Source organism: Kitasatospora sp. NPDC098663, from assembly GCF_044760075.1.
Taxonomy (GTDB): domain Bacteria; phylum Actinomycetota; class Actinomycetes; order Streptomycetales; family Streptomycetaceae; genus Kitasatospora.
Map to the genome: position 1 here is coordinate 79,131 of NZ_JBIWAP010000036.1, position 18,257 is coordinate 97,387.

Here is an 18,257-nt window from a genome sequence, read left to right on the forward strand (position 1 = left end):
GAGGATGGAGGCATGCCAGAAGGTGACTCCGTCTACCGCGCGGCGGCCCGGCTGCACGAGGTCCTCGCCGGGCAGGTGCTGACCAGCGCCGACCTGCGGGTGCCCGCGCACGCCACCGCCGTCCTCGCCGGCCGCCGGGTGCTGGAGGTCGCCCCGCGCGGCAAGCACCTGCTCACCCGCCTCGATGGCGGCCTCACCCTGCACACCCACCTGCGGATGGACGGCCGCTGGGAGGTCTACCGGCCCGGCGAGCGCTGGTCCGGCGGCCCCGCCTGGCAGATCCGCGCCGTCCTCGGCACCGAGCGGGGCACCGCCGTCGGCTACCGGCTGCCCGTCGTCGACCTGCTGCGCACCGCCGACGAGCAACGCGCCGTCGGCCACCTCGGCCCCGACCTGCTCGGCGCCGACTGGGACCCGGTGGAGGCCGTCCGCCGGCTGCTCGCCCACCCCGGCCGCCCGCTCGCCGAGGCGCTGCTGGACCAGCGCAACCTCGCCGGCATCGGCAACGTCTACGCCGCCGAACTCTGCTACCTGGCCGGCGTCACCCCGTGGACCGAGGTCGGCCAACTCCCGCGCCCCGACCGGCTGGTGGAGCGGGCCCGGGAGCTCCTCGACGCCAACCGGCTGCGCCCCGGCCACGTCACCACCGGCGACACCCGGCGCGGTCACCAGCACTGGGTCTACGGCCGGGCCGGCCGCCCCTGCCCGCGCTGCGGCACCCTCGTGCGGACCGCCCGCCAGGGCGCGCCCCCGCAGGACCGGGCGGCGTACTGGTGCCCCTACTGCCAGCGCGGCCCGGCCCCGGCCGGTACGGGTGTCAGGTCCGCTCGACCAGGGCCGGATGACGCGGGTCGTCCACCCGGACGGTGACGTCGGCGGCCTCGGCCGGGCCGGTCTCCGCCTCGTAGCGGGCGAAGGCGGGCAGCGTCCACTGCTGGTCTGCGGGCGTGCGGCGGGCCAGGGCGGTCGGGGTGAGCGCGAGGTGGACGGCCAGCTCCAGCGGCAGCCAGCGGCCGAGCAGCAGCGCGCCGTCCAGCAACAGCACGCCGCCGGGCGGCAGTTCGGCGTACGGGGCGCGGGTCGAGCGGTCCGTCACCGGGTCGCGCAGCGAGGGCAGCACGCGGCCGCTGGCACCGGGCTCCAGCGGGTCCAGTACCTCGCGCAGCAGGGCGCGGTCGTCCAGCCAGAGGTCGTGGAAGGCGTCCGCGTCCTGGTGGCCGTACTCCAGCCGGATCGAGGCCGGACGCAGGAAGCCGGCCGCCGACACCCGCAGCGCGGGGCGGCCGCGCAGCAGCAGCGGCTCCACCAGGGCGTCGGCGAGCAGGTCGGGGCGGGCGGCGGGCGCGCCGTCCACCGCGACCCGCAGCCACCGGCCGCCGGGGTCGGACAGCGCGGCGATGCGGTCGGCGAGCACGTCGGCCAGCCGGTCGGGGGAGATCGGGCGTACCTGCATCAGGCCATCCTGTCGTGCCGTCGTGGCTGTGGTGCCGTCGTGGCTGTGGTGCCGGGCGGTCAGCTGAGTGGGAGGGCGTGCAGGACGTCGTCGTGACCGACGTAGAGGTGGTTCGCGTCGACGGCGAGCGACCAGACGTCCTTGCCGGGGCCCGAGTCGAGGAACGTCCAGCGCGGCGTGCCGCTCGCGGTGTCGATCGCGCACACCCCGGCGGTCGCCGGTCCGGGGACGAACAGCGTGCCGCCGACCACCAGCGGGTGGCTGCGGCGGTCCAGCAGGAACGGCAGCCGGTAGGACCACTGCCGTGCGCCGGTGACCGCGTCGTGCCCGGTGACCAGGCCGTTGTCGCGGGCCAGGTAGACCCGTGGGCCGTCGGAGACCGCGGGCATCGCCCGCCACGACTCGCCCCGGCCGGGGGACACCGTCCAGGCCGGCTCGCCGCCGGGGCGCAGCGCACGGACGCCGCCGGCCCCGTCGGGGACGTAGACGTGCACCGGGCCGCCGACGCACCAGTCCAGGCCCCCGGCGCCGGGGGCCGTCCACAGCTCCCGGCCGTCGGCGGTGTCCCGGACCACCAGCTCGCTGCCGTTGCCCAGGTCGCGCAGGCACGGGAGGTGGCCGCCGGGCGCGGTGACCGGGGTGAACGGCTGCTCGTTGCGGTCGGTGGGGAGGTGCCACAGCATCGAGCGGTCCGCGACCCGGACGGCGAGGAGCCGGCCGTTCGGCGTCGAGCTCTCCCGCGACCAGCCCCAGACGTAGCCGTACAGGATGCCGTCGTCGAAGCCGGACAGCTCGACGGAGCCTTGCAGGTCGTCGGGCAGCGGCAGGCTCCAGTCGGCGGCGGGGTCGCCGAGGTGGCGGGCGTCCAGGTGGCCCGGGGAGGTGGTGAAGAGCCGGTCCGGTCCGAGCACCACCTTGCCGAGCACCTCCAGGTCGCTCGGCCAGTCCCCGCGCGGCCGGTCGAGGGTGAGCAGCCGCGCCGCCTCGCCGGTGGCCGGGTCCAGGACCTGGAGCCCGGCCCGGGACAGGAACACCGGCCGGGTCGGGGGGCCGGCCAGCCGCTCCGGGGTCATCGCCTCCGGCCCCCGGTACGTCCACAGCGGGGTCGGCCCGGACAGCGCGGTCGGCCGCGGCTTCGGCTGCGGAGCCGGCTGGTCCGCACCCGAACGGCCGAACGCCCACACCGCCGCACCCGCCGCCAGCACCCCGGCCCCCGCCAGCAGCCCGCGCCGGCTCAGCCGCGGCCCGTCCCCGCCCCCGCCGACCACGTCCACGGGCTCCCGCGCGGGCCCGTCCGCCTCGCCGTCCCACTGCCACGACGCCTCGCGCACGGGCCCCTCGGACGACGGCGACTGCATACCGGCTCCCACCTCCCCCATGGCGCCCCACGCGCCACCACTCGCCCGGAGGATATCGAACAGCCCCCGAACCACCCGAAATCCCCGACCCGTGGTGGAGGCCGGTCTCTCCGGGCCGTGAGGCGTGCGCCCGTCAGTGGTGCGGGGGGCGGTCGGCGAGGTCGGCGAGGACGTCGGCGTGGCAGGGGAGCGGGGCGCACCAGCAGCCGAGGCGGCGGCCGCGCAGGGGCGGGACGAGGGCGAGCAGGTCCGGGCGGGCGAGGAGGTAGGCCCGGTAGTCGGCGACCATCTGCTCGCGGGTGAGGTCGGGGCCGGGCCGGTAGGGGCAGTGCAGCGGGGATTCGGGCAGGTGCCAGCCGCCGCGGTGCATGGCGCGGCCGACGTAGACGACGTCGGCGCAGGAGGGGTCGTCGCGGTGGCCCTTGAGGTTGACCACGGTGGTGCGGCCGGAGGCGGTCGGCATGCCGCCCATGGTGGCGCAACCGGGGCCGACGGGCATCCGGAGGCCCCCGGGGGCTCGCCTTGACACGCCCCGGGGCCCGGCGTAGCAAAAGAGCATGCGCCATCCGCACGCGGGCGGCCGTGACCGGGCGGCGCCGCCCGGCCCGCACCGGCCGCTGGAGCCCGACGCCGCCCCGGCGGCGGCCGAGCGGGACGACCTGCTGACGGGTGCCGTCCGCGGGGCGCTCGGCGGCACCGGGGCGTACGGGGCGATGGTGTACCTGCGCTCGCGGGACGGCCGCTCGCTGGTGCTCTGCACGATCGCGGGCGTACCGCTGTCGATCATGAGGCCGTTCCGGCGGATCGCCGCCGCCGGGCCGCTGCCCGTCGCCGTCAGCTTCCGCACCGGGCGGACCATCACCCTCGCCGACACCGAGGACACCATGCGGCGCTTCCCGCAGCTCGCCGTCGGCATGCCGTACGACTTCGCCTCCGCCTGCGTGCCGGTGGCGAGCGGCAAGGAGCGGTTCGGGGTGCTCAGCGTGTTCTGGCCGGCCTCCGACGACGGCGTCCCGGAGGGTGCCCCGGCGCGGTTGGCGGAGGTGGCCGGGCGGCTGGCCGCCGGGCTGGCGGGCCTGGCGGCGGCCGGGCACCCGGTGGAGCCGGGCGGCGACGCGGCCGTGGTCGAGCTGCCGCCGCCGTCCGCGCCGACCTGCCGGCTCGGGATGTTCGACTGGAACGTCGCCACCGGGGCGCTGGCCGCCGACCAGCAGTTCCTCGCGATCTTCGGTCTCGAACCCGACGAGTTCGACGGCACGCTGGCCGCCCTCGGCGGCCGGATCGCCCCCGGTGACCTGCCCGGGTTCCGGGCCGCCGCCCGGACCGCCCTGGCCCGGGGCGAGGTGCTGGCGGCCAGGGTCCGGGTGCTCGGGCCGGACGGCCACCCGCACCCGGTGGAGCTCTGGGCGAGGGTGCCCGCGGCGATCTCGGACGGCCGCACCCATCTGGTCGGTGCCGTGCTGGACGCCCGCACCCTCACCGCGGCCGCGGCCGCCGTCGAGCGACTGCGCGAGGGCGTCTTCTCACTCGACCCGGACGGCCGGGTCAGCTACGCCAACCGCGCCACCGAGCCACTGCTCCAGGCACGCCGCGAGGACCTGGTCGGCCACCACCTGTGGGACGTGCTGCCCTGGCTCGCCGACCCCTTCTTCGAGAACCGCTACCGGGCCGCCCTGCTCTCCCAGCAGCCCACCGCCTTCCTGGCCGCCCGGCCGCCGGACGGCTGGCTCGCCTTCTCGCTCTACCCCGACACGCACGGAGTCACCGGCCGGGTGGTGGCCGCCGAAGCCCCGCCGGGCGCGGCCGAGCCGCGGGCCGCGCCCCCGCCGCCCACGGCCCGCGGCGGCCCCCGGACCGACGCCCCCGCCGGTATCGGCGGCACCTACCACCTGCTCCAGCTCGCCAGCGCGCTCACCGAGGCGGTCACCGTGCGCGAGGTCTGCCGGGCCGTGGCCGAGGAGATCCTGCCGGCCTTCGGCGGCCAGGAGCTCGCCATCTACGGGGTGCGCGACAAGCACCTGCACCTGATCTCGCAGACCGGCTACCCGGACGGCTTCCTGGACGGCTTCGAGGGCGCCCCGGTCGCCGCCCGCATCCCCGGCGCGGAGACGCTGAGCACCGGCACCCCGATCTTCTTCGAATCGGTCCGCGAACTCGCCGCCGCCTACCCCGGCCTCGCGCTCGACGAGATGGGCGCCTGGGCCTTCCTGCCGCTGATCGCCTCCGGCCACCCCGTCGGCAGCTGCATCCTCGGCTTCGACCGGCCGCGCCCCTTCACCGCCGAGGACCGCGGCCTGCTCACCGCCCTCGGCGGCTTCATCGCCCAGGCCCTGGAACGGGCCCGGCTGTACGACGCCGAGTTCGCCCTGGCCCGCGGCCTCCAGCAGGCGCTGCTGCCGCACCGCCTCCCGGACGTGCCCGGCATCCGGATCGCCGCCCGCTACCTGCCCGGCACCCAGGGCATGGAGATCGGCGGCGACTGGTACGACGCGATCGTCACCGGCGGGGACGTCACCCTGGTGATCGGCGACGTCGAGGGCCACAGCGTCGGCGCGGCCGCCACCATGGGCCAGCTGCGCAGCGCCGTCCGCGCTTTCGCCACCGGTGACGACCCGCCCGACCAGGTGCTCGCCCGCACCAACCGGCTCCTCCTCGACCTCGACCCCGGACTGCTCGCCAGCTGCTGCCTGGTCCGCCTCACCCCCGCCGACGGCCGCGCCCGGATCTCCCGGGCCGGGCACCTGCCGCCGGTGCTGCGCTTCCCGGACGGGTGGGCCGAGGCGCTGTACGTGCCGGGCGGGCCGCTGCTGGGTGTGGAGGAGCGGGCCGAGTACCCGGTCAGCGAGCTGCTCCTGGAGCCCGGCACGGTGGTCGCGCTGTACACGGACGGGCTGGTGGAGGATCCGGCGGTGGCGATCGACCAGGGGGTGGACCTGCTGCGGGCCGCACTCGGGCGCGGTGAGGAGCAGGGGCCGGACGGCCTGGAGCTGCTGGCGGAACGGATCCTGCGCGAGGTCGGCTCCTCGCACCGGGTGGACGACGTGGCGCTGCTGCTCATGGCCTTCGGTGAGGACGTCTTCACAGGCATGCCCGCAGGGGTGCCCCGAGCTCCGTGAGCGGCGACTTTCGTCGGGGGCGGGGGCGACGAACGGTGGCGGCGGCCGGGCGGCGCGGCCCGATAGCCTCGACGGGTGGATGCGATGGCGCGGGCCTGCAAGAAGGCGGTACGGACGGCGTTTCCCGGGCCCTGGCCGCCCCGGCGGGTGGTGGGCCAGGGCGCGGTGGCCCTGCTGATGGGCGGCGCCGCGGCCCTGCTGGAGGTGGCCGCCGGTGCCGGGCACCCGGTCCTGGTGGGGCTGGGGGTCGCGCTGCTGTGGGTGCTGCGGCCGGCCTTCCCGGCGACCGTGCTGGTGCTCACCTCGGCCGCGGCCGGCTGGGCCGTCGGGCCGATGCCGCTGCTGGTCTGCGCGGGCTGGTCGGCCGGGGCGAGGCTGCGCAAGGTCACCGCGCTGGTCGGCACCTTCGTGCTGAGCTGGTTGCTGTTCATGGTGACCGGGGTGCTGAAGGACGCCGGCTCGGCCTCGCCCAAACTGATCGTCGGGCTCTCGCTCGGCGGCTTCCTGCTGGTCGCCGTGCTGCCCGCGCTGTGGGGCCGCTACCGGGCTCAGCGCCGCGCCCTGCTGGACGCGCTGCGCGAGCGCAACGACCAGCTGGTGCGCGAGCGGGTCATGGTGGTGCACCAGGCCCGGCTGCGCGAGCGGCACCGGATCGCCCAGGACATGCACGACAGCCTGGGCCACCAGCTGGCGCTGATCTCCGTGCACTCCGGCGCGCTGGAGGTGGACCGCACGCTCAACGACCGGCAGCGCGAGGCGGTCGGGGTGCTGCGACAGGCGGCGGTCGCGGCGATGCGCGAGCTGCGCGAGGTGGTCGGCGTCCTGCACGACGAGTCGACGGCGGTGCGGCCGGTGACGGACGCGGTGCCGGCCCGGGGCGGGGTGGACGGGATCGAGGGGCTGGTCGACTCCTCGCGGGCGGCCGGGGCGCGGGTCTCCTTCTCCCGGGAGGGCGAGCCGCGCCCGTTGGCCGCCGCGGTGGACCACGCGGCGTACCGGATGGTGCAGGAGGCGCTCACCAACGCGCACAAGCACGCCCCCGGCGCGCCGATCACCGTCGCGCTCCGGTACGAGCCGGACGCGCTGGTGGTGGAGGTGGTCAATCCGTGCGCGCCGGAGCCCGTGGGCGTGCGCGCCGGCGCGGGCCCGGCGGTCAGCGGCGGCCAGGGGCTGACCGGCCTGCGCGAGCGGGCCCGGCTGGTCGGCGGCATGGTGCACGCCGGGCCGACGCCGGATCAGGGGTTCCGGCTGGCCGGCGTGCTGCCGTACGAGGGGGCGGAGGGCGCGGGCGACGGGGCCGCGGCGATCGCCGGGGTCGACGACTGGGTGCTGGACGGCCTGCCGCCGGTCGCCGGGGCGGAGGACGGGCGGCGCAGCCCGGCGATCGGCTGCGCCGTCGGGGTGGGGGCGGTCGGCCTGACCGTGCTGGGGCTGTTGATCTGGGGCGTGGTGGCCTTCGTCCAGGGCACCGGCGACGCGACGGTGCCGAAGTCGGTGTACGACGGGCTGGAGGTCGGCACGCCGGAGGCCGACGTGCTGCACCGGTTGCCGCCGGGGAACACCTTCTTCACCGACGACTACCAGGGCAGCGGGCCCAAGGTCCCGGAGGGCTCGCACTGCCGCTGGTACCTGTCCGGTGACCTCAGCGACACCTGGGGCCAGGACAACGTGGTGCGGTTCTGCTTCAAGGACGGGGTGCTGGTGGAGAAGGAGCACTACCTCACGAAGTCCTGACGGCCCTGACCGCCCTGACGCCCTGATGGCTCTGACGGCCCTGGCCGCTCCGACCGGGTGGGGCGCGGGGTTCGGTCGGATGTGAGGATGGTGTTCCTGCCGCAGCACCGTTCGAGGGGAATGACCAGCCGTGATCCGAGTCCTCGTCGCCGACGACGAGCCGCTCATCCGCGCCGGGATCAGGATGATCCTGGGCTCTGCCGCCGACATCGAGGTGGTCGCCGAGGCCGCCGACGGGCGGGAGGCGCTGGAGCTGGCCCGGGCGCACCGGGTGGACGTGGTGCTGCTGGACATCCAGATGCCGGTGATGGACGGGCTGACGGCGCTCGCGGAGCTGCCGAGGGTCGCGCCCGGCGCGCGAGCGCTGATCCTCACCACCTTCGGGGAGCGCGAGAACGTCCTGCGCGCCGTGACCGAGGGCGGCGCCGGATTCCTGCTCAAGGACACGGCGCCGCACGAGCTGATCCAGGCGGTGCGCGCGGCGGCCGGCGGCTACGCCTTCCTGTCCCCGGCCGCCACCCGGCACATCGTCGACTCGCTGGCCTCCGGGCGCAGCGGTTCGGCGGCCGCCCGGGGCGCGGAGGCCCGGCGTCGGCTGGAGGTGCTGACGCCGCGCGAGCTGGAGGTGCTGGAACTGCTCGGCGAGGGGCTGTCCAACGCGGACGCGGGGGCGCGGATCCACATGAGCGAGGCGACGGTGAAGACGTACGTCAGCCGGATCCTGGCCAAGTTGGGCTGTGAGAACCGGGTGCAGGCGGCGCTGTTGGCGCGGGACGCGGAGCTCGGCGCCCGGGACTGAGAGCGTCCGGCCGGTCGCGGAGCGTGTCGGGTGTGGCGGATGCCACCAAACGGCCCGTCGGAACGGGGAACTCCGGCTTTGGTGGTGACGGTGCGTCAGCCAGTGGTCGCGGTGGGTGGATGGTGTGCTCGGCCTCACAGGTGGACAGAGGTGAAGGGGGGCGTGAAAGTTGATCAGTTGATCTTGAGAATGCGGTCAAACCCGGTCGAACTGGGCACGTCTCCTTGATCGATACCGCCGGTAACAGTCAACTGACCTGCGGAGACCAAGAATTGCTTGCTGCACCCCGAGGTGGCCCGTAGCTTCATTGGCGGTGCAACGAGCACCACCCGGGTTCACCCCGACGCACGGCCCGCCGACCTGACCCCCGGCGCGAGGGCCGTGCCCGCCGACGCGACCAGCTCGAACAGGTCGTCGGCGAGTGGAGGTGGCCGGGGCGGCACGGCGCGTCCCAGACGTGTCCGGCCGCCCGTCGAGCGAGGTGAGCGCGACCGTCGGCCCGTCATGGGTCTGGTTCCGCCTGCCCGCCCGGGGCTTGCCGAGAGGACTTATATGACTTCCCGTCACGAGACCGCCGCTGCCACCGACACCACCGCCACCAAGCGCAACCGCGTGCGGATGGCGGTCGTCGCGGGAGCCGCCGTCGCGGCCCTGCCGGTGGCCGGCCTCGTCACGGCCACCTCGGCCTCCGCCGCCCCGGCCTCCAGCTGGGACTCCGTCGCCCAGTGCGAGAGCGGCGGCAACTGGAGCATCAGCAACGGCAACGGATTCTCCGGCGGACTGCAGTTCACCCCCAGCACCTGGAGGGCGTACGGCGGCACCGCCTACGCCCCCCAGGCCCACCAGGCCAGCAAGGCGCAGCAGATCACGGTCGCCGAGAAGGTCCTCGCCTCGCAGGGGCCCGGCGCGTGGCCGGTCTGCTCCAAGAAGGCCGGTCTGAGCAAGGGCGGCGCCCCGGCCGCCGTCGACACCACCGACACCGCCGACACCGCACCCTCGAAGCCGGCCGCCAAGCCGGCGCCCAAGGCCAAGACGCCCAGGACCCAGGCGCCGCAGGTCCCGCAGGCGCCGAAGAGCAAGCCGACGCCGAAGCAGCAGGAGGCGTCGAAGCCGCAGCAGTCGGCCAAGCCGGCGCAGTCGGCGCCGTCCTCGGAGAAGAACACCTCCGGTGGCGGTTACACCGTCAAGAGTGGCGACACGCTGAGCGGCATCGCGGCCAAGTTCGGCACCGACACCGGCAACCTGTACGACAAGAACGCCCGCACCATCGGCGGCGACCCGGATCTCATCTTCCCGGGCCAGACCCTGACCGTCTGACACCTCCTCGCACCCGCGCCGAGCGGCCGCCCCTCCCCGGGGTCGGTCGCTCGGCCCGGCGCGTTTCCGGGGCCGGGTGCGTTTCCGGGATCGGGCGTGAGGGAGGGGGCGTGCGAGCGGGCGTGAGGTCGCGCGAGCAGCGGCTTCGGGAGATAGTTGAAGATTGAACGCGATGTCTGAATACCGCCGGAGCTTTCCGGCGCCGAGGCCCAGGATCGAGTCATGTCCGAGGTCGGAACCGGTGGTTCTGATCGGAACGAGTCGGATCACATCCGAATGAGGAGTTCTGGAGATATGACGATGAACGGTGCGGCGAAGCTCGACGGCAAGGTGGCCCTGGTGACCGGTGGCAGCCGGGGGATCGGGGCGGCGGTCGCGCTGCGGCTGGCCGAGGACGGTGCCGACGTCGCCCTGACCTACCAGGGTGGGGCCGAGCGGGCCGAGGAGGTCGCGGCGAAGATCACCGCGATGGGGCGCCGCGGCTGGGCGGTCCGCGCGGACTGCGCCGACCCGCAGGCGGTGCAGTCCGTGGTCGCGCAGGTCGCGGAGCGGTTCGGGCGGCTGGACGTCCTGGTGAACAACGCGGGCGTCGGTGTCCTCGGCCCGATCGGTGACCTGGCGCTCGACGACGTCGACCGGGTCCTGGAGGTGAACGTCCGGGCGCCGTTCCTGTTCGCCCAGGCCGCCTCCGCGCACCTGGCCGACGGCGGGCGGATCGTCACCATCGGCAGCTGCGTCGCCAAGCGGGTCGCCTTCCCCGGCGCCACCGTCTACTCGCTCAGCAAGGCGGCGATGATCGGCCTGACCAAGGCGCTGGCCAGGGAGCTCGGCCCGCGCGGGATCACCGCGAACGTGGTCCACCCCGGCCCGATCGACACCGACATGAACCCGATGGACGGTGAGGCCGCCGAGCCCCAGAGCAGCCTGACCGCACTCGGCCGCTTCGGCACGGGCACGGACGTCGCCGCCGCCGTCGCCTACCTGGCGGGCGAGGACGGCCGGTACGTCACGGGCGCGGAGCTCGCGGTGGACGGCGGGTTCGCGGCCTGACGGCCAGGGCCGCCTGACGGTCCGGGCCTGACGGCTCGCAGCACGTCGCAGCACGTCGCAGTACGGAGACCGGCCCGGTGGTCCGACCACCGGGCCGGTGTCGCGGCGGGCGGTCGTCGACGGACGCGTTTACGATCGCCCGGTCCGAGCGGTGCTCCCGACCGCACCCGGCCACGCCGGCGACGCGCTCCCGACCGAGAGGTGTGCCATGACCGCAGCGGAAGACCCGATCGAGCTGCTCGCCCGGGCCCTCGCGCAGACCGCCGGGCTGATCGACGGCGTCGGCGTCGAGCTGGCCGGGCACCCGACGGCCTGCCGCTCCTGGGACGTCGGCGACCTGGTCAGCCATCTGCTGTTCGACCTGCGGCAGTTCACCGTCCGGGCCGAGGGCGGGCAGCCGGACTGGTCGCAGCCCTTCGAACGGGTGGAGGAGGACTGGCTGCACGCCTTCGAGGCCGGCGCCGAGGAACTGGTCGACGCCTGGCGGGCGGCGGGCGACCTCACCGGCACGCTGGAGGTCCCCGGTGTCGGCGCCCTGCCGGCCCGCTTCCCGGTGGACCAGCAGATCGCCGAATTCGCCGTCCATGACTGGGACTTGGCCCATGCCACCGACCAGTCCACCGATGGCCTGGACCATGAGGTGGCCCTCGCCGCTCTGGCCTGGGCCCGCGGCGCCCTCACGCCCGAGTACCGCAGCGCCGAGGAGGAGCAGCACGCCTTCGGTCCCGAGGTCGCCGTGCCGGAGGACGCCCCGCCGTACGACCGGCTCGCCGGCTTCTTCGGCCGCGACCCGGAGGCCGTGCGGCCCTGAGTCCCACTGAGTCGGCGGGCTCCACGGGTCCCACAAGCTCCGCATCACCCACCTAGCGGACCGCATCCGGGCAGGTCAGAGGCCCGGTCGGCGCGGCCGGACCGGGGTTGACGACGGTGTGCCCTTCCACCACCCTTCCACTAATCGAATAGTGAAAGGGTACTTTGCCGATGCGCCTGTTCCGTCCGCCGCGTCGACCAGCCGTCCTGCCCTGGGGCCTGGCCGCCGGGTTCGCCGCGCTCTACACCTGCGTCGCCGTCAACCGCTACCGGCGCGGCCTGAGCAAGGCCTACGACCTGGGCATCTTCGAGCAGGCCATCCGCGCGTACGCGCACGGACAGGCGCCGATCGTGCCGCTCAAGGGGCCCGGCTACCACCTGCTCGGGGACCACTTCCACCCGCTGATCGCCGTGCTCGCTCCGGTCTACCGGGTGTTCCCGGGGGCCGTCACCCTGCTGGTCGCCCAGGCGCTGCTGATGGCGCTGGCGGTCGTGCCGCTCACCCGGTGGGCGTACGAGGTGGGCGGGCCGAGGGTCGCGCTGGTGATCGGATGCGTGACCGGGGCGTCCTGGGGGATCGTCCGGGCCGCCAGCGACGACTTCCACGAAATCGCCTTCGCCGTACCGCTGCTGGCCTTCGCGGCCACCGCGCTCGGCCGGCGGCGCCACCTGGCCGCAGCGCTCTGGTCGCTGCCGCTGCTGCTGGTCAAGGAGGACCTCGGCCTGACCGTGGCCGCCGTCGGTCTGCTGATCGCCTGGCGGGCCCGCCGGGGCGGGCGCGGCCGGCGCGGCCCGCTGCCGGGGCTCGTGCTCGCGGGCGTCGGGCTCGCGGCCACCGTGCTCACCGTGACGGTGGTGCTGCCCTCGTTCAATCCGCACGGCGGGTTCGACTACTGGCAGCAGCTGGACGGTGGCGGGCAGCCCTCGCCCTGGGCGCTGGCGGCCCGGATCGGCTGGCCCCCGGTCAAGTGGCTGCTGCTCTTCCTGCTCGCCGCGACCGCGGGCTTCCTCGGACTGCGCTCGCCGCTGCTCCTGCTCTGCGTGCCCACCCTGGGCTGGCGGCTGCTCTCGGCCAACCCGCACTACTGGGGCGTCAGTTACCACTACAGCGCGGTGCTGATGCCGCTGGTGCTCGCCGCGCTGGTGGACGCCCTGACCCGTACCGACCCGCGTCGGGCGCGGCGCGCGCTGGCCGTCAGCGCCCTGGTGGCGGCCGTGACGGTGCCGGTCTATCCGCTGCACGAGGTGGTGATGCCCGAGGCGTGGCGCACCTCGCCCCGGCTCGCGCACACCCGGGCGCTGCTCGGCTCGATACCCGACGGCGCGACCGTCGCCGCCTCCAACCGCCTCGCCGCGCAGCTGACCGGCCGGGCCACCGTCACCCTGGTCTGCCGGGCGCCGACCGGGCCAGGGCCCGAGTGGGTGGCCGTGGACCGGACGGACCCGAGCGTGCAGGCCCCGTGCGCGACCGCCGACACCGCCCGGATGCTGGTCGAGTACGAGCAGCGCGGCTACCGGCGGGTCGTCGACCAGGACTCCCTGCTGTTGCTGCGGCGGCCCTGACCGTCCGCATCGCCGGGCCCCCGGTCCGGCTTGACCCGGGCGCCGCAGTGGGTCACTATTCCACTATTGGACTAGTGAAAGGTCGAATCGCGTGTGATCGAGTACCGCATCGAGCGGCGCAGTGGCGTCTCCACCTACCAGCAGATCGTTCAGCAGACCAAGCAGGCCCTGCGGCTCGGCCTGCTCCAGCCGGGGGACAAGCTGCCGACCGCGCGGGAGGTCGTCGAGCTGACCGCGATCAACCCCAACACGGTGCTGAAGGCCTACCGCGAACTGGAACGCGAGGGCCTGGTCGAGCCCCGGCCGGGGCTCGGCACCTTCGTCCGGCGCTCGCTCGCCCGGCCGGAGGCGGCCGCCGACGGGCCGCTGCGCGCAGACCTGGTCGGCTGGGTGGACCGGGCCCGCGAGGTCGGACTGGAGCGTGAGGACATCGCCGCGCTGATGGCCTCCGTCCTGGAGCAGCGATTCGACACCGGGGTCTCCCCGGAAACACCGAGTTAGAGGACAGTGGGGGGACCGGGTGGACGACCCGATGAACACACCACCGGCAACGGCGGCACCGGGGGCTCCGGCGGCGCTCGCGGCCGACGGCCTGGGCAAGCGCTACCGGGGAGAGTGGGCGCTGCGCGACTGCGCCTTCGCCGTCCCGGCCGGGCGGATCTGCGGGGTGGCCGGCCCCAACGGTGCGGGCAAGAGCACCCTGCTCGGCATCGCCGCCCGGCTGCTCACCCCCACCGAGGGGGAGCTGCGGGTGTTCGGTGAGCCCGCCACCACCGAGGACCTGCGCGCCCGGGTCGCGTACGTGGCCCAGGACAAGCCGCTGTACCCCGGCTTCACGGTGGCCGACACCCTGCGGCTCGGCCGGGAGCTGAACCCGTCCTGGGACCAGGACCTCGCTCAACAGGTCATCGATCAGGGTGAGTTGAGGATGAGGGCGAAGATCGGCTCGCTCTCCGGCGGCCAGCGCACCCGGGTCGCCCTGGCGCTCGCCCTCGGCAAGCGCCCCGACCTGCTGCTGCTCGACGAACCGATGTCCGACCTCGACCCGCTCGCCCGGCACCAGCTGATGGGCACCTTGATGGCCGAGGCCGCCGAGCGCGGCACCACCATCGTGGTCTCCTCGCACATCATCCCCGAGCTGGACGGCGTCATCGACTACCTGCTGCTGGTGCAGTCCGGGCGGATCCGGCTCTGCGGCGACGTGGAGGATCTGCTGGACGGACACCGACTGCTCACCGGCCCGGCCGGCAGCGCGCTCCCCGAGGACGTCCTGGTCGAACAGCGTGCCACCGGCCGCCGGATCGACGCGCTGGTCCGCACCGGCGATCCGGTCGACGGCCCGTGGGAGAGCGGCCGGCCGAGCCTGGAGGAACTGCTGCTCGGCTACCTCCGGACCCCGGCCGGCAGCGCCCGGGCCGCCACCGGGCCGGGCACGCAGGCCCGGACGACCGAGAACGGGATCGCCGCATGAGCACCAACGTCCTGGCCGATCGCGCCACCACCGCGGCGCCACCGCGCGAGCCGCGGACCGCGCCCCGCCCGGGCGGCCTGCTCTGGCTGAGCTGGCGTCAGAGCCGCACCGCGCTGTGGGCGATCGCCGCCCTGGTCGTCACCGCGTCGGCCACCCTGCTCTGGCTGCACTTCTCCGTCCAGCCGCTGATGTCGGATCTGCGTCAGGCCGAGTGCTCCGACGTGGCCAGCTGGTCCAACGCCGGCTGCCAGGGCATGGTCTCGCCCATCACCCGCCGCACCTACCTGTACACCAATTGGCTCCAGCCGGCCCTGGTCGCGTTCCCCCTGCTGATCGGCATGTTCCTCGGCGCCCCGATGCTCGCCCAGGAGTACGAGCGCGGAACCGTCCGCCTCGCCTGGACCCAGTCCGTCAGCCCGCTGCGCTGGCTCACCGCGCGGATCGCCCTGCCCGGGATGGTGGTGCTGACCGCCAGTGCGGTGCTCGCCGTCCTGGCGACCTGGGTGTGGCGCGCGGACATCGGCGGCCGCCCGTTCGCCTTCGATCCGCCGTTCCAGGGCCTCACCTATCCCGCCCTCGGGGTGGTGCCGGTCGCCTGGTCGCTGTTCGCGCTGGCGCTGGGTCTGCTGGTCGGGCAACTGCTGCGGCGCACAGTGGCCTCGGTCCTGGTCACCGGCGTCCTGGTGGCGGTCGTCCACGGCCTGCTCCGGTGGGGCCGCGCCTCCTTCTATCCGTCGGTCAAGGAGATGGCCCCGCACGGCGTCTACTTCGGGCAGCCCACCAACGCGTGGCTGATCGACCGCGGGGTCGTGCTCCAGGACGGTCGGTGGGCCCCGGACCAGTTCTGCTGGGACGGCGACCGGACGAGGGGTTGCGAAGGCGCCACGAGCAACTGGATCGAGTACCACCCCGTCGGGCACTTCGTGCCGATCCAGCTCGTCGAGGCCGGGATCCTGGTGGCGCTCACCGTCGTGGCGCTGACGGTGCTCTTCCTCCGGGTGCGGCGAGACGGCAACTCGCTGCGGGCGACCCGGCGGGCCTGACGCCCGAGGCCGTGGCGCCGGTCGGGCGTCAGTCGCGGCTCCAGCGGAGTTCGATCTCCGGGAAGCGCGGTGACGGGCCGTCGAGGAGCGGAGCGGGGCGGCCGCGGAGGAAGTGGTCGGCGAACGCCAGGGTGTAGGCGCGGGTGAGCGCGGTCGCCCTGGCCGGGTCGATGGTGCCGAGCAGCGCGGCGTAGGTGTCGGCGGGGAGGTGGCCCGGCAGGTTGCCGGGGAGGGCGGCGTGCGGCAGGTCGGTGAAGCTGAGGTGGCCGGCGCCGAGGGTGTGCAACTGGCGCCCCCAGGCGTGCTGGTGGCTGCGCCAGCGCTGCCAGGTCTCGTGGTCGGCGAGGGAGGTGAGCAGGAGGAAGGGCCGGTCCAGGCCGAGGTCGGGAACGGGCGAGCCGAACAGGCCGCCGTCCAGGTTGAGGCCGATCCGGAACCGCTCGTCCTGGCGCATCGCCTCGGCGGCCGCCGAGCCGCCCATCGAGTGGCCGAGCGCGCCGATCCGGCCGCCGTCGACGCGGAAACGGCCCTGGCGCTCGGTCAGTTCGGTGGTGACGAAGCGCAGGTCGGCGACCCGGGCGGCGATCTCGCGGCGCTCGGCGGCCTCCCAGTCGGCCGGCTCGTCCTCCAGCACGGTGCGCACCAGCCGGCCGTCCGGGAACTCGACGGCGAGGGCGTCGTAGGTGTGGTCGACCGACGCGACGAGGTAGCCGTGGGCGGCCAACTCCTCGGCCAGCGCGGTGCAGTTGCTGCGCAAGCCGGTGCGGCCGTGGCCGAGCAGCAGCAGCGGGAGCGGGCCGGGGAGCGCGGGGGCGTCGGTGCGGGCGGTGGAGCGGACGGCCGCGATGGTGCCCGGATCCAGCGGCAGCCGCTGATCGATGGCGGCGGCGACCCGGGGTGTGGTGTACGGCGCGCGGGGGCGGCCGGCGGCGGCGCGGGCCGGGTACCAGAGCTGCACCATCAGCTCACGCGGGCCGGCGGCGGGCACGAACGGGTCCGGTCGGTCGCGGTCGACCAGGTGCAGGGTGGTCGTGCCGACCGGGTGACCGGTGGTGGGTGCGGGTAGGTCGATGGTGCGCGACCGGGTGGTCTGGGCGGCCTGGGCGGGCCCGGCGGGCAGCAGGACTGCGGCGCCGCCGAGGCCCGCGAGTGCCAGCAGTGAACGGCGCCTGATCATCCAACATCCCTCGGTGGTGGGTTGGTTGAGGTTCGATCAGCCTAACTGATCGTTTCAGAACGAGTGGTGTGGGCAGCGCACTCCGCCAGCACCACCCGAGCCCGTGGGTCCGCCACATGATGGTGGACCACCTGCTTGAGCAGGTGCCACGGGATGTCCTTCTCTCCGGAGCGGTACTCGCTCCAACTGGTCTTGCCGGCCTGGTGCCGCTGAGCGAGCTCGCGAACGGCGACCCCAGATGCCACCTCCCGCACGAACCGGGCCAGGGCATCCGCCTGCTCGGTCTTCCCCTTTGAGTCGCCCCTGCGGACCTCCAACACCCACCCCGCGCCCCCTGCTTTGTCCGCGGCCGAATCGGGTTGTCCGCCGCTCACCTGGGTGTTGCCGACTTCTGGTGGACGGACAATCCGACATGCCTCACGGTGGGACATCCACCGGCTCGTCGGGCAACTTGGCGGGTCCGTAAAACCCGCGAAGCATTCCGGGACCGAACCGAGGACGAGCCCTTCCGCTCCCTCCATCATCGAAGGGAATTCCATGCGATTTCACGGTCGGACGGCTTCTACTGCCGTCGTCATCAGCGGCGCACTTCTCGGTGCGCTGGGTTCCGCGGCGCCCGCACAGGCGGGCGGTGCGTGGAACGAATGGGGGCTGGGCAGCTATCACGCCGGCCGCGACGGCACCGCCGGGAGTAACAACGTGACACTCGGCGGATTTGCCTGCGGCGGTTGGAGCGCCACGTTGTTCTATGTGCAACTCGTCCGATCCGATGGAACGAAGATCCGGTCCACGAAGAGCTGGGCGGCCGACGGGGCCTACCAGTACCAGACCTTCTACGGGGCAACCTCGCCCGGAACCACGTACTACGTCCGCTGGTACGGGCAGGACAGCAATGAGAACAACGGCTTCCCCGCCAAGTGTTCCGGCGCAGGGTTCGACTCCTGAACCGGCCGGTACGGGTGGACCATCCGGCCCTCACGGCTTGTCGGTCCGCCGGGCGGTCCACCCGGCCGGGCAGACCGAGAGGAAGGAACCGATCTCGTGTGGGCATCCACGGGAACGGCCTGGTGTCGAAGGTCATGTCCGGCTGTGCCGGGCTGATCACAGCGTTTACCTTACTGACCGCCTGCGCTGCCGGGGCCTCCTCTCCGAGTCCGCCGTTCGACGTGCTCTCCACCGTCGAACGCGGAACAACGGCAGGCCTCGAATGGCGCGTCGAACTGGTGCACAAGGGCAGTGAGTTGTGCACCGCGGCAAAAGTGCGGGACGACCTAGGGCGCGTATTCGGTCGTGATCAATCTGCGCGATTTACCTTCGCAGCGGGTCCAGTTCCGGTAAACCGTGGTGCGTGACGCGAGCGCAACTG

General features: G+C 74.3%; 17 protein-coding genes. 13 read left to right on the forward strand and 4 right to left on the reverse strand.

Translation table 11 applies throughout. The annotated features are described in order from the left end of the window. Positions 1 to 12 precede the first annotated feature (12 nt). The gene (locus ACIQVZ_RS31215; RefSeq protein WP_402454532.1) at positions 13 to 870 is read left to right on the forward strand and encodes a DNA-formamidopyrimidine glycosylase family protein; all 858 of its coding nucleotides are present in this window, start codon (positions 13 to 15) and stop codon (positions 868 to 870) included. On the opposite strand, the gene ACIQVZ_RS31220 is transcribed toward ACIQVZ_RS31215, so the two are convergent. The 3 genes from ACIQVZ_RS31220 to ACIQVZ_RS31230 all read right to left on the reverse strand — a co-directional run bounded on the left by ACIQVZ_RS31220 (position 818) and on the right by ACIQVZ_RS31230 (position 3,274). Continuing rightward, positions 818 to 1,453: a uridine kinase gene (locus tag ACIQVZ_RS31220; RefSeq protein WP_350883814.1), complete on the reverse strand. Its 636-nt coding sequence runs from the start codon at positions 1,451 to 1,453 to the stop codon at positions 818 to 820. The genes ACIQVZ_RS31215 and ACIQVZ_RS31220 overlap by 53 nt on opposite strands. Before the next feature lie 59 nt (positions 1,454 to 1,512). Next, complete coding sequence (locus tag ACIQVZ_RS31225) at positions 1,513 to 2,811, reverse strand: PQQ-binding-like beta-propeller repeat protein (RefSeq protein WP_402454534.1); 1,299 nt, start codon at positions 2,809 to 2,811, stop codon at positions 1,513 to 1,515. Between the two features lie 133 nt (positions 2,812 to 2,944). Next, positions 2,945 to 3,274: a DUF4326 domain-containing protein gene (locus ACIQVZ_RS31230; protein WP_350883810.1), complete on the reverse strand. Its 330-nt coding sequence runs from the start codon at positions 3,272 to 3,274 to the stop codon at positions 2,945 to 2,947. A gap of 94 nt (positions 3,275 to 3,368) precedes the next feature. Between ACIQVZ_RS31230 and ACIQVZ_RS31235 the strand changes: the two genes are divergently transcribed. The 10 genes from ACIQVZ_RS31235 to ACIQVZ_RS31280 all read left to right on the forward strand — a co-directional run bounded on the left by ACIQVZ_RS31235 (position 3,369) and on the right by ACIQVZ_RS31280 (position 15,714). Beyond that, a complete protein-coding gene (locus tag ACIQVZ_RS31235) occupies positions 3,369 to 5,927 on the forward strand; it encodes a SpoIIE family protein phosphatase (protein ID WP_402454537.1) in 2,559 nt (852 codons plus the stop codon). An 84-nt stretch (positions 5,928 to 6,011) separates the two neighbouring features. Beyond that, a complete protein-coding gene (locus tag ACIQVZ_RS31240) occupies positions 6,012 to 7,661 on the forward strand; it encodes a sensor histidine kinase (protein WP_402454565.1) in 1,650 nt (549 codons plus the stop codon). A gap of 130 nt (positions 7,662 to 7,791) precedes the next feature. Then, positions 7,792 to 8,460, forward strand: a complete 669-nt coding sequence (locus ACIQVZ_RS31245) for a response regulator transcription factor (RefSeq protein WP_350883806.1) — start codon at positions 7,792 to 7,794, stop codon at positions 8,458 to 8,460. A gap of 552 nt (positions 8,461 to 9,012) precedes the next feature. Further along, positions 9,013 to 9,777, forward strand: coding sequence for a transglycosylase family protein (locus ACIQVZ_RS31250; RefSeq protein ID WP_402454540.1), 765 nt, complete (start codon positions 9,013 to 9,015; stop codon positions 9,775 to 9,777). A gap of 294 nt (positions 9,778 to 10,071) precedes the next feature. Beyond that, the gene (locus tag ACIQVZ_RS31255) at positions 10,072 to 10,827 is read left to right on the forward strand and encodes an SDR family NAD(P)-dependent oxidoreductase (RefSeq protein WP_402454543.1); all 756 of its coding nucleotides are present in this window, start codon (positions 10,072 to 10,074) and stop codon (positions 10,825 to 10,827) included. A 208-nt stretch (positions 10,828 to 11,035) separates the two neighbouring features. Then, complete coding sequence (locus ACIQVZ_RS31260; protein WP_402454546.1) at positions 11,036 to 11,638, forward strand: TIGR03086 family metal-binding protein; 603 nt, start codon at positions 11,036 to 11,038, stop codon at positions 11,636 to 11,638. A gap of 170 nt (positions 11,639 to 11,808) precedes the next feature. Continuing rightward, positions 11,809 to 13,200 (forward strand): DUF2079 domain-containing protein, encoded by a 1,392-nt coding sequence (locus tag ACIQVZ_RS31265; protein WP_402454549.1) that lies wholly within the window; start codon positions 11,809 to 11,811, stop codon positions 13,198 to 13,200. A 93-nt stretch (positions 13,201 to 13,293) separates the two neighbouring features. Then, on the forward strand, positions 13,294 to 13,701 hold the full coding sequence (locus ACIQVZ_RS31270; protein WP_063350485.1) for a GntR family transcriptional regulator: 408 nt from the start codon (positions 13,294 to 13,296) through the stop codon (positions 13,699 to 13,701). Positions 13,702 to 13,732: 31 nt separating this feature from the next. Further along, positions 13,733 to 14,671 carry an ABC transporter ATP-binding protein gene (locus tag ACIQVZ_RS31275; RefSeq protein ID WP_402454553.1) on the forward strand — a complete coding sequence of 313 codons (939 nt, stop codon included), beginning with the start codon at positions 13,733 to 13,735 and terminating at the stop codon, positions 14,669 to 14,671. Further along, positions 14,668 to 15,714 carry a hypothetical protein gene (locus ACIQVZ_RS31280; protein WP_402454556.1) on the forward strand — a complete coding sequence of 349 codons (1,047 nt, stop codon included), beginning with the start codon at positions 14,668 to 14,670 and terminating at the stop codon, positions 15,712 to 15,714. The genes ACIQVZ_RS31275 and ACIQVZ_RS31280 overlap by 4 nt, the downstream gene beginning before the upstream one ends. A 28-nt stretch (positions 15,715 to 15,742) precedes the next feature. Here the strand turns inward: ACIQVZ_RS31280 and ACIQVZ_RS31285 are convergent, their stop codons facing one another. Further along, positions 15,743 to 16,891, reverse strand: a complete 1,149-nt coding sequence (locus ACIQVZ_RS31285) for an alpha/beta hydrolase family protein (protein ID WP_402454558.1) — start codon at positions 16,889 to 16,891, stop codon at positions 15,743 to 15,745. Between the two features lie 537 nt (positions 16,892 to 17,428). On the opposite strand from ACIQVZ_RS31285, the gene ACIQVZ_RS31290 reads away from it, so the two are divergent. Next, positions 17,429 to 17,836 (forward strand): hypothetical protein, encoded by a 408-nt coding sequence (locus tag ACIQVZ_RS31290; protein ID WP_402454561.1) that lies wholly within the window; start codon positions 17,429 to 17,431, stop codon positions 17,834 to 17,836. 98 nt (positions 17,837 to 17,934) lie between these two features. Further along, positions 17,935 to 18,243, forward strand: coding sequence for a hypothetical protein (locus tag ACIQVZ_RS31295; protein WP_402454563.1), 309 nt, complete (start codon positions 17,935 to 17,937; stop codon positions 18,241 to 18,243). Positions 18,244 to 18,257 lie beyond the last annotated feature (14 nt).